Origin of the sequence: Acinetobacter sp. A1-4-2 (genome assembly GCF_040233925.1) — a bacterium.
GTDB lineage: Bacteria > Pseudomonadota > Gammaproteobacteria > Pseudomonadales > Moraxellaceae > Acinetobacter.
In genome coordinates, this window is sequence record NZ_CP157981.1 from 491,437 (window position 1) to 507,116 (window position 15,680).

Annotated in this window: 14 protein-coding genes; 10 read left to right on the forward strand and 4 right to left on the reverse strand. The window is 35.9% G+C overall.

What is annotated here, in order from left to right:
- Positions 1-56: 56 nt before the first annotated feature.
- Positions 57-1,208: a hypothetical protein gene (locus ABJ384_RS02420; protein ID WP_349928670.1), complete on the reverse strand. Its 1,152-nt coding sequence runs from the start codon at positions 1,206-1,208 to the stop codon at positions 57-59.
- 203 nt (positions 1,209-1,411) lie between these two features.
- Between ABJ384_RS02420 and ABJ384_RS02425 the strand changes: the two genes are divergently transcribed.
- The gene (locus tag ABJ384_RS02425; protein WP_349928672.1) at positions 1,412-2,512 is read left to right on the forward strand and encodes a PIN domain-containing protein; all 1,101 of its coding nucleotides are present in this window, start codon (positions 1,412-1,414) and stop codon (positions 2,510-2,512) included.
- A gap of 1 nt (position 2,513) precedes the next feature.
- Positions 2,514-3,473: a bacteriophage abortive infection AbiH family protein gene (locus ABJ384_RS02430; protein ID WP_349928674.1), complete on the forward strand. Its 960-nt coding sequence runs from the start codon at positions 2,514-2,516 to the stop codon at positions 3,471-3,473.
- Between the two features lie 134 nt (positions 3,474-3,607).
- On the opposite strand, the gene ABJ384_RS02435 is transcribed toward ABJ384_RS02430, so the two are convergent.
- On the reverse strand, positions 3,608-3,757 hold the full coding sequence (locus ABJ384_RS02435) for a hypothetical protein (protein WP_349928676.1): 150 nt from the start codon (positions 3,755-3,757) through the stop codon (positions 3,608-3,610).
- Positions 3,758-4,452: 695 nt separating this feature from the next.
- On the opposite strand from ABJ384_RS02435, the gene ABJ384_RS02440 reads away from it, so the two are divergent.
- The 7 genes from ABJ384_RS02440 to ABJ384_RS02470 all read left to right on the forward strand — a co-directional run bounded on the left by ABJ384_RS02440 (position 4,453) and on the right by ABJ384_RS02470 (position 9,469).
- Complete coding sequence (locus tag ABJ384_RS02440; RefSeq protein ID WP_349928678.1) at positions 4,453-4,713, forward strand: hypothetical protein; 261 nt, start codon at positions 4,453-4,455, stop codon at positions 4,711-4,713.
- Between the two features lie 18 nt (positions 4,714-4,731).
- On the forward strand, positions 4,732-5,313 hold the full coding sequence (locus ABJ384_RS02445) for a hypothetical protein (RefSeq protein ID WP_349928680.1): 582 nt from the start codon (positions 4,732-4,734) through the stop codon (positions 5,311-5,313).
- Positions 5,314-5,324: 11 nt separating this feature from the next.
- Positions 5,325-5,705 (forward strand): hypothetical protein, encoded by a 381-nt coding sequence (locus tag ABJ384_RS02450; protein ID WP_005032681.1) that lies wholly within the window; start codon positions 5,325-5,327, stop codon positions 5,703-5,705.
- 119 nt (positions 5,706-5,824) lie between these two features.
- Positions 5,825-6,127: a hypothetical protein gene (locus ABJ384_RS02455; RefSeq protein ID WP_349928682.1), complete on the forward strand. Its 303-nt coding sequence runs from the start codon at positions 5,825-5,827 to the stop codon at positions 6,125-6,127.
- Positions 6,128-6,218: 91 nt separating this feature from the next.
- Positions 6,219-7,265 carry a DUF932 domain-containing protein gene (locus ABJ384_RS02460; RefSeq protein ID WP_349928684.1) on the forward strand — a complete coding sequence of 349 codons (1,047 nt, stop codon included), beginning with the start codon at positions 6,219-6,221 and terminating at the stop codon, positions 7,263-7,265.
- Between the two features lie 142 nt (positions 7,266-7,407).
- Entirely contained in the window at positions 7,408-8,451 is a 1,044-nt protein-coding gene (locus tag ABJ384_RS02465; protein ID WP_349928686.1) for a lambda-exonuclease family protein, read from the forward strand.
- Between the two features lie 121 nt (positions 8,452-8,572).
- Entirely contained in the window at positions 8,573-9,469 is an 897-nt protein-coding gene (locus ABJ384_RS02470) for a hydrolase or metal-binding protein (RefSeq protein ID WP_349928688.1), read from the forward strand.
- A gap of 39 nt (positions 9,470-9,508) precedes the next feature.
- On the opposite strand, the gene ABJ384_RS02475 is transcribed toward ABJ384_RS02470, so the two are convergent.
- Positions 9,509-12,583 carry an Eco57I restriction-modification methylase domain-containing protein gene (locus ABJ384_RS02475; RefSeq protein WP_349928690.1) on the reverse strand — a complete coding sequence of 1,025 codons (3,075 nt, stop codon included), beginning with the start codon at positions 12,581-12,583 and terminating at the stop codon, positions 9,509-9,511.
- A gap of 14 nt (positions 12,584-12,597) precedes the next feature.
- Positions 12,598-14,334 carry an N-6 DNA methylase gene (locus tag ABJ384_RS02480; RefSeq protein WP_349928692.1) on the reverse strand — a complete coding sequence of 579 codons (1,737 nt, stop codon included), beginning with the start codon at positions 14,332-14,334 and terminating at the stop codon, positions 12,598-12,600.
- A gap of 690 nt (positions 14,335-15,024) precedes the next feature.
- Between ABJ384_RS02480 and ABJ384_RS02485 the strand changes: the two genes are divergently transcribed.
- Entirely contained in the window at positions 15,025-15,669 is a 645-nt protein-coding gene (locus tag ABJ384_RS02485) for a hypothetical protein (protein WP_349928694.1), read from the forward strand.
- Positions 15,670-15,680: the final 11 nt, after the last annotated feature.

Here is a 15,680-nt window from a genome sequence, read left to right on the forward strand (position 1 = left end):
AATTAATTATGAGCCGTCCAAGTGATTTTAAAAAAATGATTAAATATTAAAATCAGTCACTTATTGATTAAGTGCTCTTGAAGCTCAAGATTTTTGTTGATGAGTTTAAGTATTCTGGCTGGTAAGTTCTCTAGCTTGATGTGTTGATTGTGATTATTTTTGGCACGGTCATTTTCCATGAAAACTTCTATGTCCCTTGCAATTTCATCTGCTATTTTCTCAGCAGCAGTATTCTTGTTTTTAAATTTCTTACTGAATTTGTCTTGCTTGAGAAGTTCCAAAATTTTGTGATCAATAGCTTCAAAATTGTATTTCTTTTTTAAATTTCCCTCAGTATTTAATGCTGAACCATTTAATTTTTTTAGTAACTTTGTATTGTTTAATAAAGTATGCCCTTCACATATAACGGGTAAGTTCTCTATTTTTTTATTTGAGTTCGGAGATCTTTGGTATTGTTTAAAAAGACCAATAGAGATGCACTGATTTATGGCTTCTTCTAAGTTTTCTACTACTTCCTTATATAATTCATCACGGTATTTTTGAGCATCTTGGATAGAGTAGGGATAATCTGGATTCTTTTCAAAAAAATTAGGCTCTCTAATATTTTTGTCAACAATATCAAGTTGATCATACAATTTTATAGCGACTAAGAGCTCTGCAATAGGCTTATAGTATTTCTGTTGATTATCGTTTTCATATGTGTCGATAATCTTTTGAATCTGTAGAAATCCTTCATCTAAAGTTAAGGAATCGCTAGGTTTTGACTTTAAGATTGATTCGATGATTGTGGCTAAAATAATTACTATAGCTGTGAAAAGGTTAATAATTTTATCTTTAGTTTTAATTTCACCAGTTCTCATTAATTTAACATCAAAAAAACTGCATTCTTGAATAGATTTATTTAAGAACTCTGGGAGAGTTTTTCCTAAAACTGAATAATAGGAATATTGGAAGCCAGTTATATTAGTTGTTTCAGCCCACGTTTGTACACATTTTATTTTTTCGTATTTCTTGTAGTCTATTGAAAGCGCTTGGCTTAACGTTTTGGCATTAGGAACTATTTCTTCATGTGAATTTATATAACCAATTAATTCTCGTAAGAACTTTTTTTGACTGTTGATGTCTTTTTTAGATGGTTCTAAATGATTTGAAGTTTTGTATTCGCCCATTATTGATTCAGCTTTCTTTTTCTTGGGAGTAAGTGGCATAATTGGGCTTCTAAGGTTGTACATAGTTGGTTATTTTATTTTATAAATCACTGTTTTAAAAAGATAGACCTAGTAATTTGATTAGCGAATATCCTTTAAGAAATTATTAAAAACAAGTTGAAGTAAATACAATAATAATCAGCGTATTATCAATTGGTATTTTTAAGATAGTAATCGTAATTTAGACTTTTACAGGAGGGGGTATGGAGTTAGAAACTAGGTTGGTTTTCATTGATACATCTGCATATGAGAATAAGAATTATCAGTTCGGTCAACATATTCTAGGGCGCCTTCAAGAGCTTATTGAACAGGAAAAAATTCACCTTTTAGTCACTGATGTCACGAAAAGTGAAATTGAATCACATTTAAAGAAGAAGTCAGTCGAGGCGGCCTCAAAAATTAAGCATATAACGAAAGATGCTATGTTTCTTAGGAATACATCTGAACTAGATTGTTATGGCATATTTACTAAAGTGAGCAGTGATGAAATTTATGATCTAGTGCATAAAAAGTTTTTAGAGTTTTTGGCGGGGCGATGTGTAGAAATCATAAGTGTAAGTTCTGTTGACCCAAATGTGGTATTCAATGCTTATTTTCATAACCTTCCACCATTCGATAAAGAATCTAAAAAACATGAATTCCCTGATGCATTTGCATTAGAAGCAGTAAGACAGATTAGCTTGGGAAGAGGGCATGCAGTTTATATTGTTAGCTCTGATGGTGACATGAAGTCATTCTGCGCTAATGAGAACAGCTTCATACATCTAGAATCTGTAGATGATTTGATTGATTTGATAGTTCGCAGTGATAAAGCATACGAAGAACCAACCAAGTTTGCTGATGAAGTATTTGAGCTCTTGCAAGAAAAAATAAAAGCCCTTGCTTTACAAGCTTTAGTGGATGGTGAGTTTAATTATGAAAATACTGAGCCTTTTGATGATGTTATAAGATCTATTGATATTGATTCAGTAACTATTAAGAAGAAAACATTGCAAAATGTTGACGCGGAGTGGGCTGAATATTCAGTTGAATTTGATGTGACTGTTATAGCAAATTACCAATTCTCTGATTATGATCGCTCGCCTTGGGATCCTGAAGATAAACAATATTTATTTGTACTTAACAATGAATCCATAATTAAGCATAAAGAAACCTATACAGCCCATTTAATGCTTACCTATGACGATGGATTAAAGGCAAAAGCTGATATTGGCGAGCTTAACTTCGAAGAATCTTATTTTGAGCTAACTGATAATGATGCAGAAATTCTTTATTTCAAAGAACTAGATGTTAATGGGGAGTAAAATGAAATTATATGTAATAGGTAATGGATTTGATGTTCATCATGGGCTTGATACAAAATATACATCGTTTGGTTTGTATCTCAAAAAAAATTACAGTGATGTGTACAATCTTTTGTTAGAGCACTTTGGTTTTACTGATTTAGATCCTGATTTTCCTGCCTCTATGTTAGATCCATTATGGTCAGAGTTTGAGAGCAACATGTCTGGTTTGAGTACAGAGTCTGTTTTGGAAGCAAATATGGATGCAATGCCCAATTATGCATCAGATGATTTTAGAGATAGAGATCGGTATACGCTTGAAATTGAGATGGAGCGAATTTTGGGGTATTTAACAACAGATCTCTATAAGGCTTTTAAAGAATTTATACTAGCTGTTGAATTTCCTGAATTTAATCTGAGAAATGCCGTAAATTTAGATAGAAATGCCATGTATCTCACTTTTAATTATACGGATACTCTTACTTATTACTATGGGATTCCAGATAACAATATTTTGTTCATACATGGAAAGGCTGAAAATGATGGTCAAGAACTTATTCTTGGTCATGGTGTTGATCCTGATAATTTCAAAGAAAAACCTGTCGAACCACCTAAAGAGTTAAATGATGAAGAGTATGAACAATGGGCGGAATATCAGTCTACTCAATATGACTATTCTTTTGAACGTGGTAAACATGCAATCAATCGCTATTTTTCAGCAACATTTAAAGGTACAGAAGAAATCATTGAGAATAATAAGGAATTCTTTTCAAGTATCCATAATGTTAATGAAATCTACATTCTTGGTCACTCACTTGCTGATGTTGATTTGCCATATTTCCGTAAATTAAAACAATCAGTCAAGCCTGATATTAAATGGGTTGCAACATTTTATGCTCCTCAAGACGAACAACGCCACATGGATATTTTAAAAATGCTTAATATATCCAATGTATCAGTAATTCGAATGAATGAGATCTAATAATCCTGAGGGTTTTTTATTCAAAAGTGGAATACAAAAAAGATTTTCATTATAGGCTTTTGTTTTAGGTAGCTATTTTATATTAGAATCTAACACCTTACTACATGAGTAAAGTGCTAGAATTTTAATGATTTTTATTGGTTCATAGAGCTATGAAGATCTTCCCAAATTTGAGTGGCTTCTTCTATAGAAATATTTCTAGATTCCGCAATTTTCCGAATCTCATTTTCGCGAGCTTCTTGATAATCTTCTTCTTGCTGTTCAAGATTTAGATCCTGTCTCATGTTTAATCCCCCTTAATTAAAAAATTTCAGTTGGATTAATATGCAGAAAAAGGGTTAAGGTTTCAATACTACAAATTATGCAATATAGCATTAAATTTTTTCGTATTAGCTCATTGCTTGACGCTCTACATCGTGCAGATTATCCTTAGCCTGCTGACCTACATCGTCAGCGGGTTTTAGCAGACCCATTAACAAAGACAATATGTGAAATCTTATTTTGCATGTTGTGGACCCGTTCGTCCCCCTTTCTTTGCGGTAGGGCGGAGGGGGGACGCGCTTGCGCGTGCTGGTTTCTTTGTTACCAGTCTGCTAACCCTCCTTCGTTCTGCCACCATCATATTAGCAGTGATTTGGCAGGATTCTTTTAAAACAAAGGAGTACGCCATGCGCTTACATCAATACCGTCTTTTACATTTCTCTTTTTTCATGTTTGTGCCGTTGGGTGATTAGACCTGATGCTGTGCAGTCAATGCATAGTTGTGTCGATAACTTTCTAAGAATAAAACTTTTTCAAGTACATATTACCAATATGAAGATAAATCTCTCATGCTGTTTTGATGGTCATAGATCCGTGTGTTTTATCGTCTATAACACTTCAAAAAAACATAGATATTCATTCCAACATTCATGACATGGGGAGCACTGCGTCTGATTAAGACCAAGACGAGTGATGCCTATAAAAAGAGAAAATGATTATGTTTAAAACCTTCTTAAAAAATGCCCTTATTTCATCACTGCTTACAGGCGCATCATTGGCGAAGGCAGGCTGGTTTGCGCAAGCCAGTGAAGCCTACTTTGTTAAAGCCCGTAATTTGGGTGGCGGGGTCTATCAGTGCATGTATAAAACCAATCCTAGCAACCGTGGTTGGCGTAATTTCACGGTGAACTTTCAGGGTGGTTGTCCGCGCTTCGTTCACTTTAATGCTCAGAATGGTCAAGTCACTGTACCCAACTAAAGACGTGGAGCATTTGAGATGAACCAAAAAACCATATTGGGCTTGGCGGCAATCTTAGCCCTGACCTTGATCAGCATCGCAGGCTTCTATTTCTTTAGCCCCAAACATGCAACTGAAAAAACTGTTCAAGCCAGCACTTCTGAGGCTAGCTCTACACAGCCTTTGGAATCCGCCAGTTCAGAACCAGCCTCAACCGAGATTGCAGCGGCAGAAGTGGATGGAATCGATGTCAAAGAATTGACCACCGGAAGCAAGAGTCTGAGTCCATCAGCTCATGAACCTGAATTGCTGAGTTTTGAATTTGATAAAAACCTAAAGTCTGTCGATACCTTGCTCTCGATGCTGCCTTACGACGAATTACCTCAGTTTGAGCAGGACAACATAGACAAGTATCAACGCTATGTCTTCGCTAAAGCCGCAAAAGATACAGGCAAATCAGTGAAAGACTTCAGCTTGCAGGAACATGGTGCACTGGAATCGGAGCAGGCGGGTAATCGTTACTACGTTTATAAATTTGATAATGGCACAGACTGTGAAATCCATCTGGTCAGTATTGATTTAAACACGGGCAATTATGGCGTGAGCTATAACTACTGCTGAGGATGAAATGTATGAAGCAATTTTTTAAACCCATCCTACTCGCAGTGACTGCAACCACAGGAATGTTGCTGGGTGGCTGTAATTCTGGCCTTGATCCAAATACATTTACGGTAGAACTCGATGTCAAAGATACCAGTAACTGGTATGCGCAAAATCAGTCCGCTACAGTGTTGACGATCCGTTCTAACAGTGCAGATCCGATTGATGTCACCAATGTGCTGATCAACAACGGTGAATGCAGTTATGAAGGCTATCGCAGATCGTTGGAATATCCACAGCATTTTAAAATGGGTCTGCGTTTAAGACTAAAATTAACAGGCTGTGGCTATGATAACGTAGTGCGTGTTGATGTTGAAACGGAGAAGGGTACTGCAAGCTATAGCTTTCAATAACGACCTTCGACTCTCAACGATAAAGCAAAAACTAAATCAAACCGTGTCCTCAATGGGTACGGTTTTTTTATGCCCTCAATTTAGCTCTTCGCACTGAATTCATTTAACAAGGAATATCAATGTCCTTTATTCAATGTCCCTACTGTCAGTCTACCCATGTCAGACAGACCGATTCAGGCAATGCCCACGCCAACTATTTCGAACAATTAGAACGTTGCATCTCACCAACACAGATGGCGATGTTTGGCATGCAGGTCGCTCGCAAGTCAGGCTTTTCACCACTCTTCGGTGCAGCCGTCGGGGTGGTGGTCGGAGGCGTACTGGTGGTCGTTAGCCAGTACTACTTTGAAAAGTATTACAGCAATGCCGAGCAGTATGTCTGCTTGGATTGCCAACAACAGTTTGCATGGATGAAGCAATAGTTACCTCCCTATCTACATTTACATGCACGCATTCTTCATTCTTTAAAACTTTATACGACATCTTTACATTTTTATTTTAGGAATATTCGCAATGGCACATCAAATTGAAAACATGGCTTATGTCGGTCAAACCCCTTGGCATGGTTTGGGCAATCAGCTCACACCGAACCAACCGATCGAAGTCTGGGCCAAGCAAGCAGGCATGGATTGGCAGATCGAAAGCTCGAATGTGAGTTATATGGCGGAAAACCATAAAGGACAAAGCTTGATCCTCCCGCATGATGAACAGCGGGTTTTATACCGTTCTGACACACATGCGCCTTTATCGGTGGTCAGTCAGCGTTATCAGGAAGTTCAGCCTCGAGAGATTCTAGAATTTTATCGAGACTTGACGGAGCAATCAGGCTTTGAACTGGAAACTGCAGGTGTACTCAAAGGTGGTAAGAAATTCTGGGCTTTAGCCAAAACTGGACAGACTTCTGCTTTAAAAGGCAAAGATGTCAGCAATGGTTACATTCTCTTGGCTACGGCGTGTGACGGTACACTGGCAACTACAGCACAATTCACCAGTATTCGCGTAGTGTGTAACAACACTTTAGCTATTGCCTTAAAAGGTCAGAACGCAAGTGCAGGCGTAGTCAAAGTGCCACACAGTACCAAGTTTGATGCGCAGAAGATCAAACAGCAATTGGGGATTTCAGTGCGGGCATGGAACGAACACATGTATGAAATGAAACAGCTCAGTCAGCGTAAAGTTACACAGACTGAAGCTGCGGCTTATTTTGATGCGGTGTTTAATAACACCAACCTCAGTCCAACAGAACAGGATGACAGTATTATTCAGTTTTATCGCAATGTGGCAGCGCAAGGAAGCCAATCCACTAAAGCTGAAAATAAGACTGAACCGAATGGACGCGCCATGTCTAAAGTCATGACCATGTTTAATGGGCATGGCCGTGGGGCAGAACTCAGTTCAGCCAAAGATACCGCTTATGGCTTATTGTGTTCCATTACGGAGTTTTGCGATCATGAACGTCGAGCTATGAGTCAGGATCATCGCTTAGATTCAGCATGGTTCGGTGCAGGAGCGGGCTTAAAACAACGTGGGATTGAACAAGCATTACGCTTGATTGTTTAAGTTTAGATTCAGATTCGGAATTTAAGATAATCACATCAGATCAACATGATCCTGTAAATCTCCTTGAACTCAAATACCTCTTTGCCACATCTCCAGATGTGGCTTTTTTATGCCTAAAATTTAATAATCAAAGGACATCTATATGAACTCAGTATTGATTCAACCTCATCCTACTCGAACAAATATCCATACGCATCGCCCTAAACTCACCCATCCAAAACGTGTTGTGGAGACTAAAAACCTAAGTCAGGCGGAATGGCTGGAAGTCCGTCGTCAAGGCATTGGTAGTAGTGACTGTGCAGCTGCCTGCGGCCTTAATCCCTATATGTCGATGCTTGAACTATGGATGATCAAGACTGGACGTATTCAACAAAGTATTGAGGATGAAAGTGAAGGCCATGCACCCTTGTACTGGGGCAAACGACTTGAACCTTTGGTTGCTGAATACTACAGCATGCATACCAATTACAAAGTGCGTCGGGTCAATGCCGTATTACAACATCCTGATCCAGATAAGCATTTCATGTTGGCCAACTTGGATTATTCGGTGGTTGGGGATGCTGATGTGCAGATCTTAGAATGCAAAACCGCAGGGGAATATGGGGCCAAACTGTGGCGAGATGGTGTGCCTTTATACGTGTTGTGTCAGGTGCAGCATCAATTGGCCGTGACAGGCCAGCAAGCTGCCCATATCTGTGTCTTAATTTGTGGACATGAAACACGCATTTTTAAAGTGACGCGTTCAGATTCAGTGATTCAACACATCATCAATGCGGAGCGTTACTTCTGGGAATGTGTAGAAAAGAATACCCCGCCTGAAGCCGATGCCAGTGAATCAGCAGCCAAAGCCTTGCAGCTACTCTATCCTGAACATGTACCACTCTCTACCACAGACTTATCTGAAGATGAGCAGGCCAATCAACAGTTTGAACAACTCATTCAGACCCGTAACCAAATTGAAAAGCATCAGGAGCAGTTCGATCTACTCAAACATCAGTTGCAAGCCAAGATGCAAGAGGCTGAACGTGCCACCTTTAAAATAGGTTCAGTGACATGGAAGAAATCGAAAGACTCGATCTGTTTAGACAGTAAAGCTTTACTCAAATCACATCCTGAATATCTCAATCAATTTCCTCAAGCCAAGTCAGGGACACGGCGTTTTCAGATTTATGCCAATGGTGGATAAGTCAAATTTTATCCACATTAGCATCAAACCAGCAATTCAATCACACAAGCACATATCCGCCCATGCCCAGAGTATGGGCTTTTTTATGCTTATACAATTTATAGAAAAAGAGGAAATCTACATGATTAAAGGTTTAGCAATTACACCGCCAATACTCGGACGGATCAGCATTGGCAAAATGGTCGATAAAAATGGTAAACGTGTCCCTGAAAAGGATGACCAATTTACCTTGACCTCCCAAATCCAAAATAAAGAGGGCTGGGTTAAACATCCACTCGATGAGCAACTTCGAGCTAAAGCACCCAATCAAAAACTACGGACTATTCCAGTTCGTATGATCTTTAATGATCCTGAACTCAACCTTCGAGCGGAGTACAGTTTATTTGACCGACAAACGGGAAGGCCTGTATGTGTAGGCAATGGTGAAACATGTCAACGTCTGACCAATCAAGGAGTGGAACATCATCCATGTCCATCTCCAGGTTTATGTTCATTAGCACAAGGTGGACTGTGTAAGCCTTATGGGCGTCTTTATGTGAATCTAGATGAGTCTGATGAACTAGGAACATTCATCTTTAGAACCACAGGTTTTAATAGTATCCGTACCTTGGCAGCTCGGCTGAGTTACTACCACACAGCATCCAATGGTTTGTTGTCATGTTTACCATTACAACTCACGCTTAGGGGTAAGTCCACCACGCAAAGCTATCGAACTCCTGTGTATTACGTGGATTTAACTTTACAGGATGGCGTTCATTTACAAGAGGCGATTCAAACTGCTCAGGAAATTGATCAGCAGAGTAAAGTGATGGGTTTCAATCAGGAAGCTTTAGATCAAATAGCAAGGCAAGGATTTGCCAATGTTCATTTTGAAATAAATTTTGAGGAAGGGGTGGATATTATTGAAGAATTTTATTTTGACAAGAAAAGGGATGAATTAGATCAACAAATTTCTAGTGAGATTTCTCTACAGGGTTTTGAGAAAAAGCTAAAAGATTCAGTTCAATCAATTAATTAAATAAAGGAGATTAATAACCTCCTTTATTTTTTAATTATATTAATTTTTAAGATAATTTTTTAGTATATCAATCTCATCATTATTAAGTTCAAAAGCCTCAGTAAATATTTTTTCTACTTGAAAAATATTATTTTGGACTATTCTTTTAATAAGATTTTGTTTATGTGGAAGACTTGTTTCTATTAGCAGTTTTTGATTTTTTAAAATTTCTAGAACCAAGTGGTCAATTTGTTTTTTTAAATCATTTGATAAATTAGGAACAGGCAATTTTTCCATATACTGTTTACTATGTGAATAATAGCCACCAGCAACTGTGCTTGCTTGACTCTTAATTAAAGCTTCTATTAATGGGTGGTGTAGTAAAGCGAGTAAAAAATAGTTTGAAATATCTGCTGAACAAGACCTTAGATTATAATAAGGACCATTTCCACCACCCGTCATCGTTATATCCTGTTCATCATAGGTATATTTGGCTTTTTTTGAGAGAACGGAAAAAGTAATTTTAGGTTTGCTTAGTTTTGTTAAACTTTGTGATCTACCAAATTGATAAAATTGCTGTTCTGATTTTTTCCCACCACTGATTTGACGTCTTTCTAATTCTAATTTTCTAGAAGTTAGATATTTGTAGCAGAGAGGGAAATTAGAAATCATCTCTTTTGGCTGAATTAGCTGAGCCTTTAGCTTTTCCCCTTCTTTTATAAAACTATATGGAAATATTAACCACTTATTTGAAGGAGTATGAGTGTATGGGCTGAGCATAACATCATGCATAAATGGCTTTAAAATAGATTTTTCAATATGCCATTTTTGATCATTCCATTCCATAACAAAAGTATTTGGAGTTTCATCAATAGCTTCAAATATAAAAATAGGATCAGCACTAGTTTGTAACCCTACAAATATGTCAGTTACATCTATTAGTTTTCGATACTGTTTACTTTCAATGGAGCTAAAAATTTGTTGAACGTCTGAATCTGGGAATGACCAAGCTGAGCCAGATAGATTTGAATGATTAAGAGAGAGTGTATCTTTAATATCATTATACTTCCAATCATCTAAGCTATTAACTTTATGTACTTTAATGGAGCTACTTCCTGCTTTATTTAAATAGACCAAGCAAGTATAGTTCTGAGCTTGTTTTCCAAAAATTTGAGAAATACCAAAGTCCACAATTTCTTCTAACATATTATTTTTTAGAAATAGACTTCTTAGTGACTCTCCAACTTTTGTTGATATAAACTTATTTGGGATAATAAAACCTAGTCTACCTTTAGAAGTAGTTAAGTTAATTGATCTTTCTATAAAAAGATAATATTTATCAAAGTTGTTTTTTTTAGAGGTTGTATATGGTGATTTATTACTTTGATAGAAATTAACTTCTTCAGGAGAATATAATTTCATTTTTTGAATTTTTATATAAGGTGGGTTTCCTATAATAACATCAAATCCTGGATCTACATTATTGAATTCTTTATAAAATCCTAAATTGAAGTCAAAAGGGTTAATTTTTTCTATAGTTTCTAAACTATAGTTTGGATTATATTCAAATAGCTCAGAGTTGCTCACTAAGCTATTCCCAGAAAGAATATAGTCATCTAATTCAGGTAGGGCAGGTGTGGCTGATTCTTTTACAAAAGACTTTAAATTTTCTGCTGTTTCATCTTCTATTAATTTTAATAAAAGACTAAATTTTGCTACTTCAATAGCATTATGGTCTATATCCGCACCTCTAATATGTGCAATTAATATACGTCTTTTTTCGATATAGTTTAATTTCCAGGATTTATTATAGCTTTCATAAATTTTATTATCCTTAATGGATTCATCGAGGTTGAAAATATAATAATTTAAATAGTAATTAAGTAAATAATCAAAAACAGATAATAAAAATACACCTGATCCACAGCATATATCTGCAATAGATATCTGCTCAATTTGATTAGGTGATTTATCTTGAAATAATGGATTGAGAGTATCTTCAACTATTTTATCTACTATGTAACGTGGAGTTGGTATAACACCGCCACTTTCACGTATTTCTGGTTTATAAACAATATCCACAATTTTATCATCATTGATAATAATTGATTCACCAAGGAATTGTTCATAAATTTCCCCTAGAACTTCTGTCTCAACAACAGCAAAAGTATAAGGGCTAAGAGGATAATATAATTCATTAATTATCTGATTGAGTACGTCATCAGAAATCTTAATATTCAAATTTTTATCATCGATAAGACGGAAAAGTCCAGAATCATAAAATTCATCAGCTCTTCTTAATTCATTCATGAATGAATTAAAACTATACTTTCCTGAAATATTTTTTAAATTTTGATATTTTTCTATCTCTCTATCTTCACAGATTCTTAGGAAAATTATTCGTAATAAAAAAAGTTGAACTGCGTAGGTTAACTCATCAGAAGATAATGCATTATTGTTTAAATATATATCTAAAGCTAATTTTTTTCTCCATTCTCTGACTTGATTTAAAAAGAGATTATCAAATGATTCTGCCCCTTTTTTAGGTAGACTTGTTGAGGTGAATTTATCGAATTCGCCTGAATATATGGAATCTCTTGATAAAAAGAGCCAGAGCTGATCAAAATACTTTTCAAACTCATCATATTTAATTAAATATAATCTTGCTATATGTGGATGATCTTCTGAATCTGGTTTAAATTGACAGTCATAAATTGCAATATTATAAAAGTTTGTAAGGATAACGATCGGTAAGCTACCTGAAAAACCATATCGTTTTGCCTGGAATGCTGCGTCTTTATTAGTTCCTAAATTTACATGTGGCTTTTTGGCTTCAATAAAAAGTTTTCTTTGTTTGGCAGCACGTAATTCATAGTCTGGTTTTTTTGAGAATTTTTCATCTGCGACCTCTATAGCGGATTCTTCTATTACTTCTCGCTGATTTTGGGCAACACCTTTTTTGTTGTGTATATCCCACCCAAAAATTTCAAGAAGAGGAGCTATAAAATCCGTACGGACTTGAGTCTCATTATAATTTTTTTTTAGATAATCAGATTCATTTTGTTTAAAAAGTTGCACGAGCTCTTTTAATCGGGCTCGTGCAATTTCTTTATCTTGAGATGCTTTAATATTCATAAACCTACTATTACTTATGCTTTAGACCGTTTTCTGGTATTTCTCCTGTCTCTCATTCTAATCCAAATTTCTTTCAACATGTTACAGTCATCTTTTGATAAACCTAGAGATTTTTCTAATATCAGACGCGAATTCTCTTCAAGTACAGTATTTAACTTACCTGCCCGAACTAATTTATCCACTTCTTGAATAGGTAATGCCTCAGCTAGATTTTTTGGAATCAGGATGCGTTCTGCTTCTTTAGGCTCTAGTTCAAGAACTCCACCACCATAACTTCTACCTTCGATTTCTGCAGAAGCTGCTGTCAACCATGAATATGTATTTTCAATAATTAACTTTGGATCAGCCCCCTTACTTTTAAATCTATGAATTGTATCTGTAGCGGTAGCTTGGGTTTCATTTAATACTATTCTTGGGAAATCATAGATTTGTCTGAAGAAGAACCCATCTGGAATCCAGATCGAAGGTACTTGATACCATGGAGTACGGATTGAGCACTTGTATCCTTTATGGTGTAACTTCTCTTCACCAAAATTAATGTATTTAAGTAATTCTTCGGAAATTACATTAGCCCGTTCTTTATTGATATCGAGTAAAAAAACGCGATGTCCCTTTGAAGCTAACTCTTCTAAATCCTTTATATTAACGATCGATCCTTTAAGTTGAGTGGATCTGGAAACTAAAGGAGTTACATATGCTGAAATTCCAAGCTCGAATACCTGTTCTTCAGAAAGTACAAAAAATTCATTTTTTCCAGTAACGACACCTACGTTAACTTGAGCGTGTTCTCCAAGGTGGGTACAGATTTTCGCATCCCTTAAATTTCTCATTAGAGAAATTTGTTTATTGCTTAGAAAGTATTTCAACCATTTTTCATTTTCATGCTTTACCGTTTTAGGTTCACGTCTTTTTAAGAAAATATCTGGTTTTGTAGAGATAATCTCGTTTACCGAATGAGCATCAATTAAAGATACTTGGCAATCATCATTTTTAGTATTTTTAGGCAATGCACCATCAGCTAGTAACAAGATAACTTCTTGTTCTGCATTTTCAAAGAATAGTTCATTACAAGCAATAATTTCAATTTCTTTAAAGCGTTCAGTTAAAAATGATCTTAATTGTGTTGCATATGTAACTTGGAGGATTTCGGCTGGAAGTACCAAGGCTAAACGACCACCTGGTTTTAATAAAGCAGTAGCAGCGACAACAAACGGTACCCATATATTTGTCAATTTATTAGGAGCTAATCCTTGAGATTGCATTATTTCCATTGCGAGAGAACGGTGTGGTTCTGGAAAAGTTTGATATCTAATAAATGGCGGGTTACCCACCACTACATCGATATCTTTATCATTGTTATTTTTCCACCATTCAAAAAAATCCGAATTTTTGACAATTGATGAATCTGTAGTGTCGAGTTTCTTTTCTACACGATTAGAAGATTTGAGGGCTTCTGTAGTGTTAAATTCCACACCTGTAAGTTGTTGAATAATATTTTTTTTATCTGCTTTAAGCTCGAATAAACGATCAATAGCAGCTTCTAAAAAAGCCCCATCTCCACAACTAGGCTCAAGAATTAATTGGTCTTTACGTGTAATTGCCCAACTACTTAGCCAAGATGCTAGTTCAGGAGTTGTGTAATAACCACCACGTAGTTTGTCTGCATCTATGTTTGCAAATCGTCCTTTAAATTCTACTGTATTTTCAGACACATCATTACTAGGAAACAGTTCGAAATTCAAAGTATTCATTCAAGGCTCATAAATGCTAAAGAACAAATCTATCATAGATAGAATTTGCTATAAACTAAAGGTGTGTTTGGAGGTCATGATAGCAATAAGAGATTTAGAAGCAAGAAATAATCTTCTTATTATTTAAAAGGTTGTAAATAATTTTTTACTCGACTCTTGATCTGGTTAACTTATTCATTTTAATGTAATAATTATAGTTTTGAGATTGATTTATACATGGATATGTATCTATCAAGCATAGGTATTTGAGTTTTAAAGTGCTCTGAAATTTTGTCGTATGATTCACTAAAAGAAAAATGGTGACTGGATATTTTATTGGTTAAAAAGATTGGATAACTTTAAATCCTCTATATCTTGAGACTTTATAAATTACACCAATTTTACACCAATAAAATTACACTTAATATTAAATTATTGATTTATATTAATTAAATTAAATTTATTGTCCAATCCATCATCGGTGCAACCGAAATGCGAGGCTGTAAAGATTGCAGAGCAGTCATGGCATAAACCTGAAATAATGAAAAACCGAAGCGCGGATTATACGAGGTTTGATGAAAAATCGACAGTCGCTTGCAGCGATCATTGCCTTTATTAAAGTCTTAAAATCAACTGTGCAGTCAGCTTAGAATTTGTATGTAATTTAACTTTTTAGTATGTTGGAGATATGACCACAACAGGGAAAATAACATGTTGGTTCTAGAAGAAATATATAGGAGTAAAAAAAATGAACATTCTACGCCTTTTAATTTACGTATCCAGTGCAGTTTAAGCTGGTTTAAAAAAGCCCTGATACTTCATGATGATCTTGATCTACAGTTTATTACGGTATGGGTGGCATTTAATGCATTGTATACACAGGAGCAAGCTGCCGATCAGGAGCAGTACACCTTAAGACATTTCCTCAGCTCGATGTGCCATAAAGATGTTGATCAAAAAATATTTCACATCCTTTGGGAAAAAAAACATTCAAGCATTCGATTACTCCTGAGTAATCCATATCTGTATCAGAGTTTTTGGGACTGGCGTAATCAGAAAATCAGTGAGGCAACATGGCGCTCAACTTTTGCCACAGAACAACAACAGCTCCAGCACATCTTGCAAAACCATGATTCAGTCAGCCTGTTGGTATCCCTGTTTAGTCGCTTGACGACTTTATATCAACAGTTAAGTCGAGGCGGAGCGACCTACAATAGTGCTATTAACCGGACACAATTAGCCAATGCTTGGAGTATTTTATCTGTATTGGTGCCGAGCTTTATCCAAATTTTATTGGAAAATGTCGAAAATATAGAGTTCAATCAACCGTTTTATCCCGTGGTGCAAGTATCCTGAGGTGAATGATT

Excerpts from the sequence above, each read along its gene's own strand:
- ABJ384_RS02420 (WP_349928670.1), bottom strand. The coding sequence starts at position 1,208 with ATGCCACTTACTCCCAAGAAAAAGAAAGCTGAATCAATAATGGGCGAA.
- ABJ384_RS02425 (WP_349928672.1), top strand. The coding sequence starts at position 1,412 with ATGGAGTTAGAAACTAGGTTGGTTTTCATTGATACATCTGCATATGAG.
- ABJ384_RS02430 (WP_349928674.1), top strand. The coding sequence starts at position 2,514 with ATGAAATTATATGTAATAGGTAATGGATTTGATGTTCATCATGGGCTT.
- ABJ384_RS02435 (WP_349928676.1), bottom strand. The coding sequence starts at position 3,757 with ATGAGACAGGATCTAAATCTTGAACAGCAAGAAGAAGATTATCAAGAA.
- ABJ384_RS02440 (WP_349928678.1), top strand. The coding sequence starts at position 4,453 with ATGTTTAAAACCTTCTTAAAAAATGCCCTTATTTCATCACTGCTTACA.
- ABJ384_RS02445 (WP_349928680.1), top strand. The coding sequence starts at position 4,732 with ATGAACCAAAAAACCATATTGGGCTTGGCGGCAATCTTAGCCCTGACC.
- ABJ384_RS02450 (WP_005032681.1), top strand. The coding sequence starts at position 5,325 with ATGAAGCAATTTTTTAAACCCATCCTACTCGCAGTGACTGCAACCACA.
- ABJ384_RS02455 (WP_349928682.1), top strand. The coding sequence starts at position 5,825 with ATGTCCTTTATTCAATGTCCCTACTGTCAGTCTACCCATGTCAGACAG.
- ABJ384_RS02460 (WP_349928684.1), top strand. The coding sequence starts at position 6,219 with ATGGCACATCAAATTGAAAACATGGCTTATGTCGGTCAAACCCCTTGG.
- ABJ384_RS02465 (WP_349928686.1), top strand. The coding sequence starts at position 7,408 with ATGAACTCAGTATTGATTCAACCTCATCCTACTCGAACAAATATCCAT.
- ABJ384_RS02470 (WP_349928688.1), top strand. The coding sequence starts at position 8,573 with ATGATTAAAGGTTTAGCAATTACACCGCCAATACTCGGACGGATCAGC.
- ABJ384_RS02475 (WP_349928690.1), bottom strand. The coding sequence starts at position 12,583 with ATGAATATTAAAGCATCTCAAGATAAAGAAATTGCACGAGCCCGATTA.
- ABJ384_RS02480 (WP_349928692.1), bottom strand. The coding sequence starts at position 14,334 with ATGAATACTTTGAATTTCGAACTGTTTCCTAGTAATGATGTGTCTGAA.
- ABJ384_RS02485 (WP_349928694.1), top strand. The coding sequence starts at position 15,025 with ATGTTGGTTCTAGAAGAAATATATAGGAGTAAAAAAAATGAACATTCT.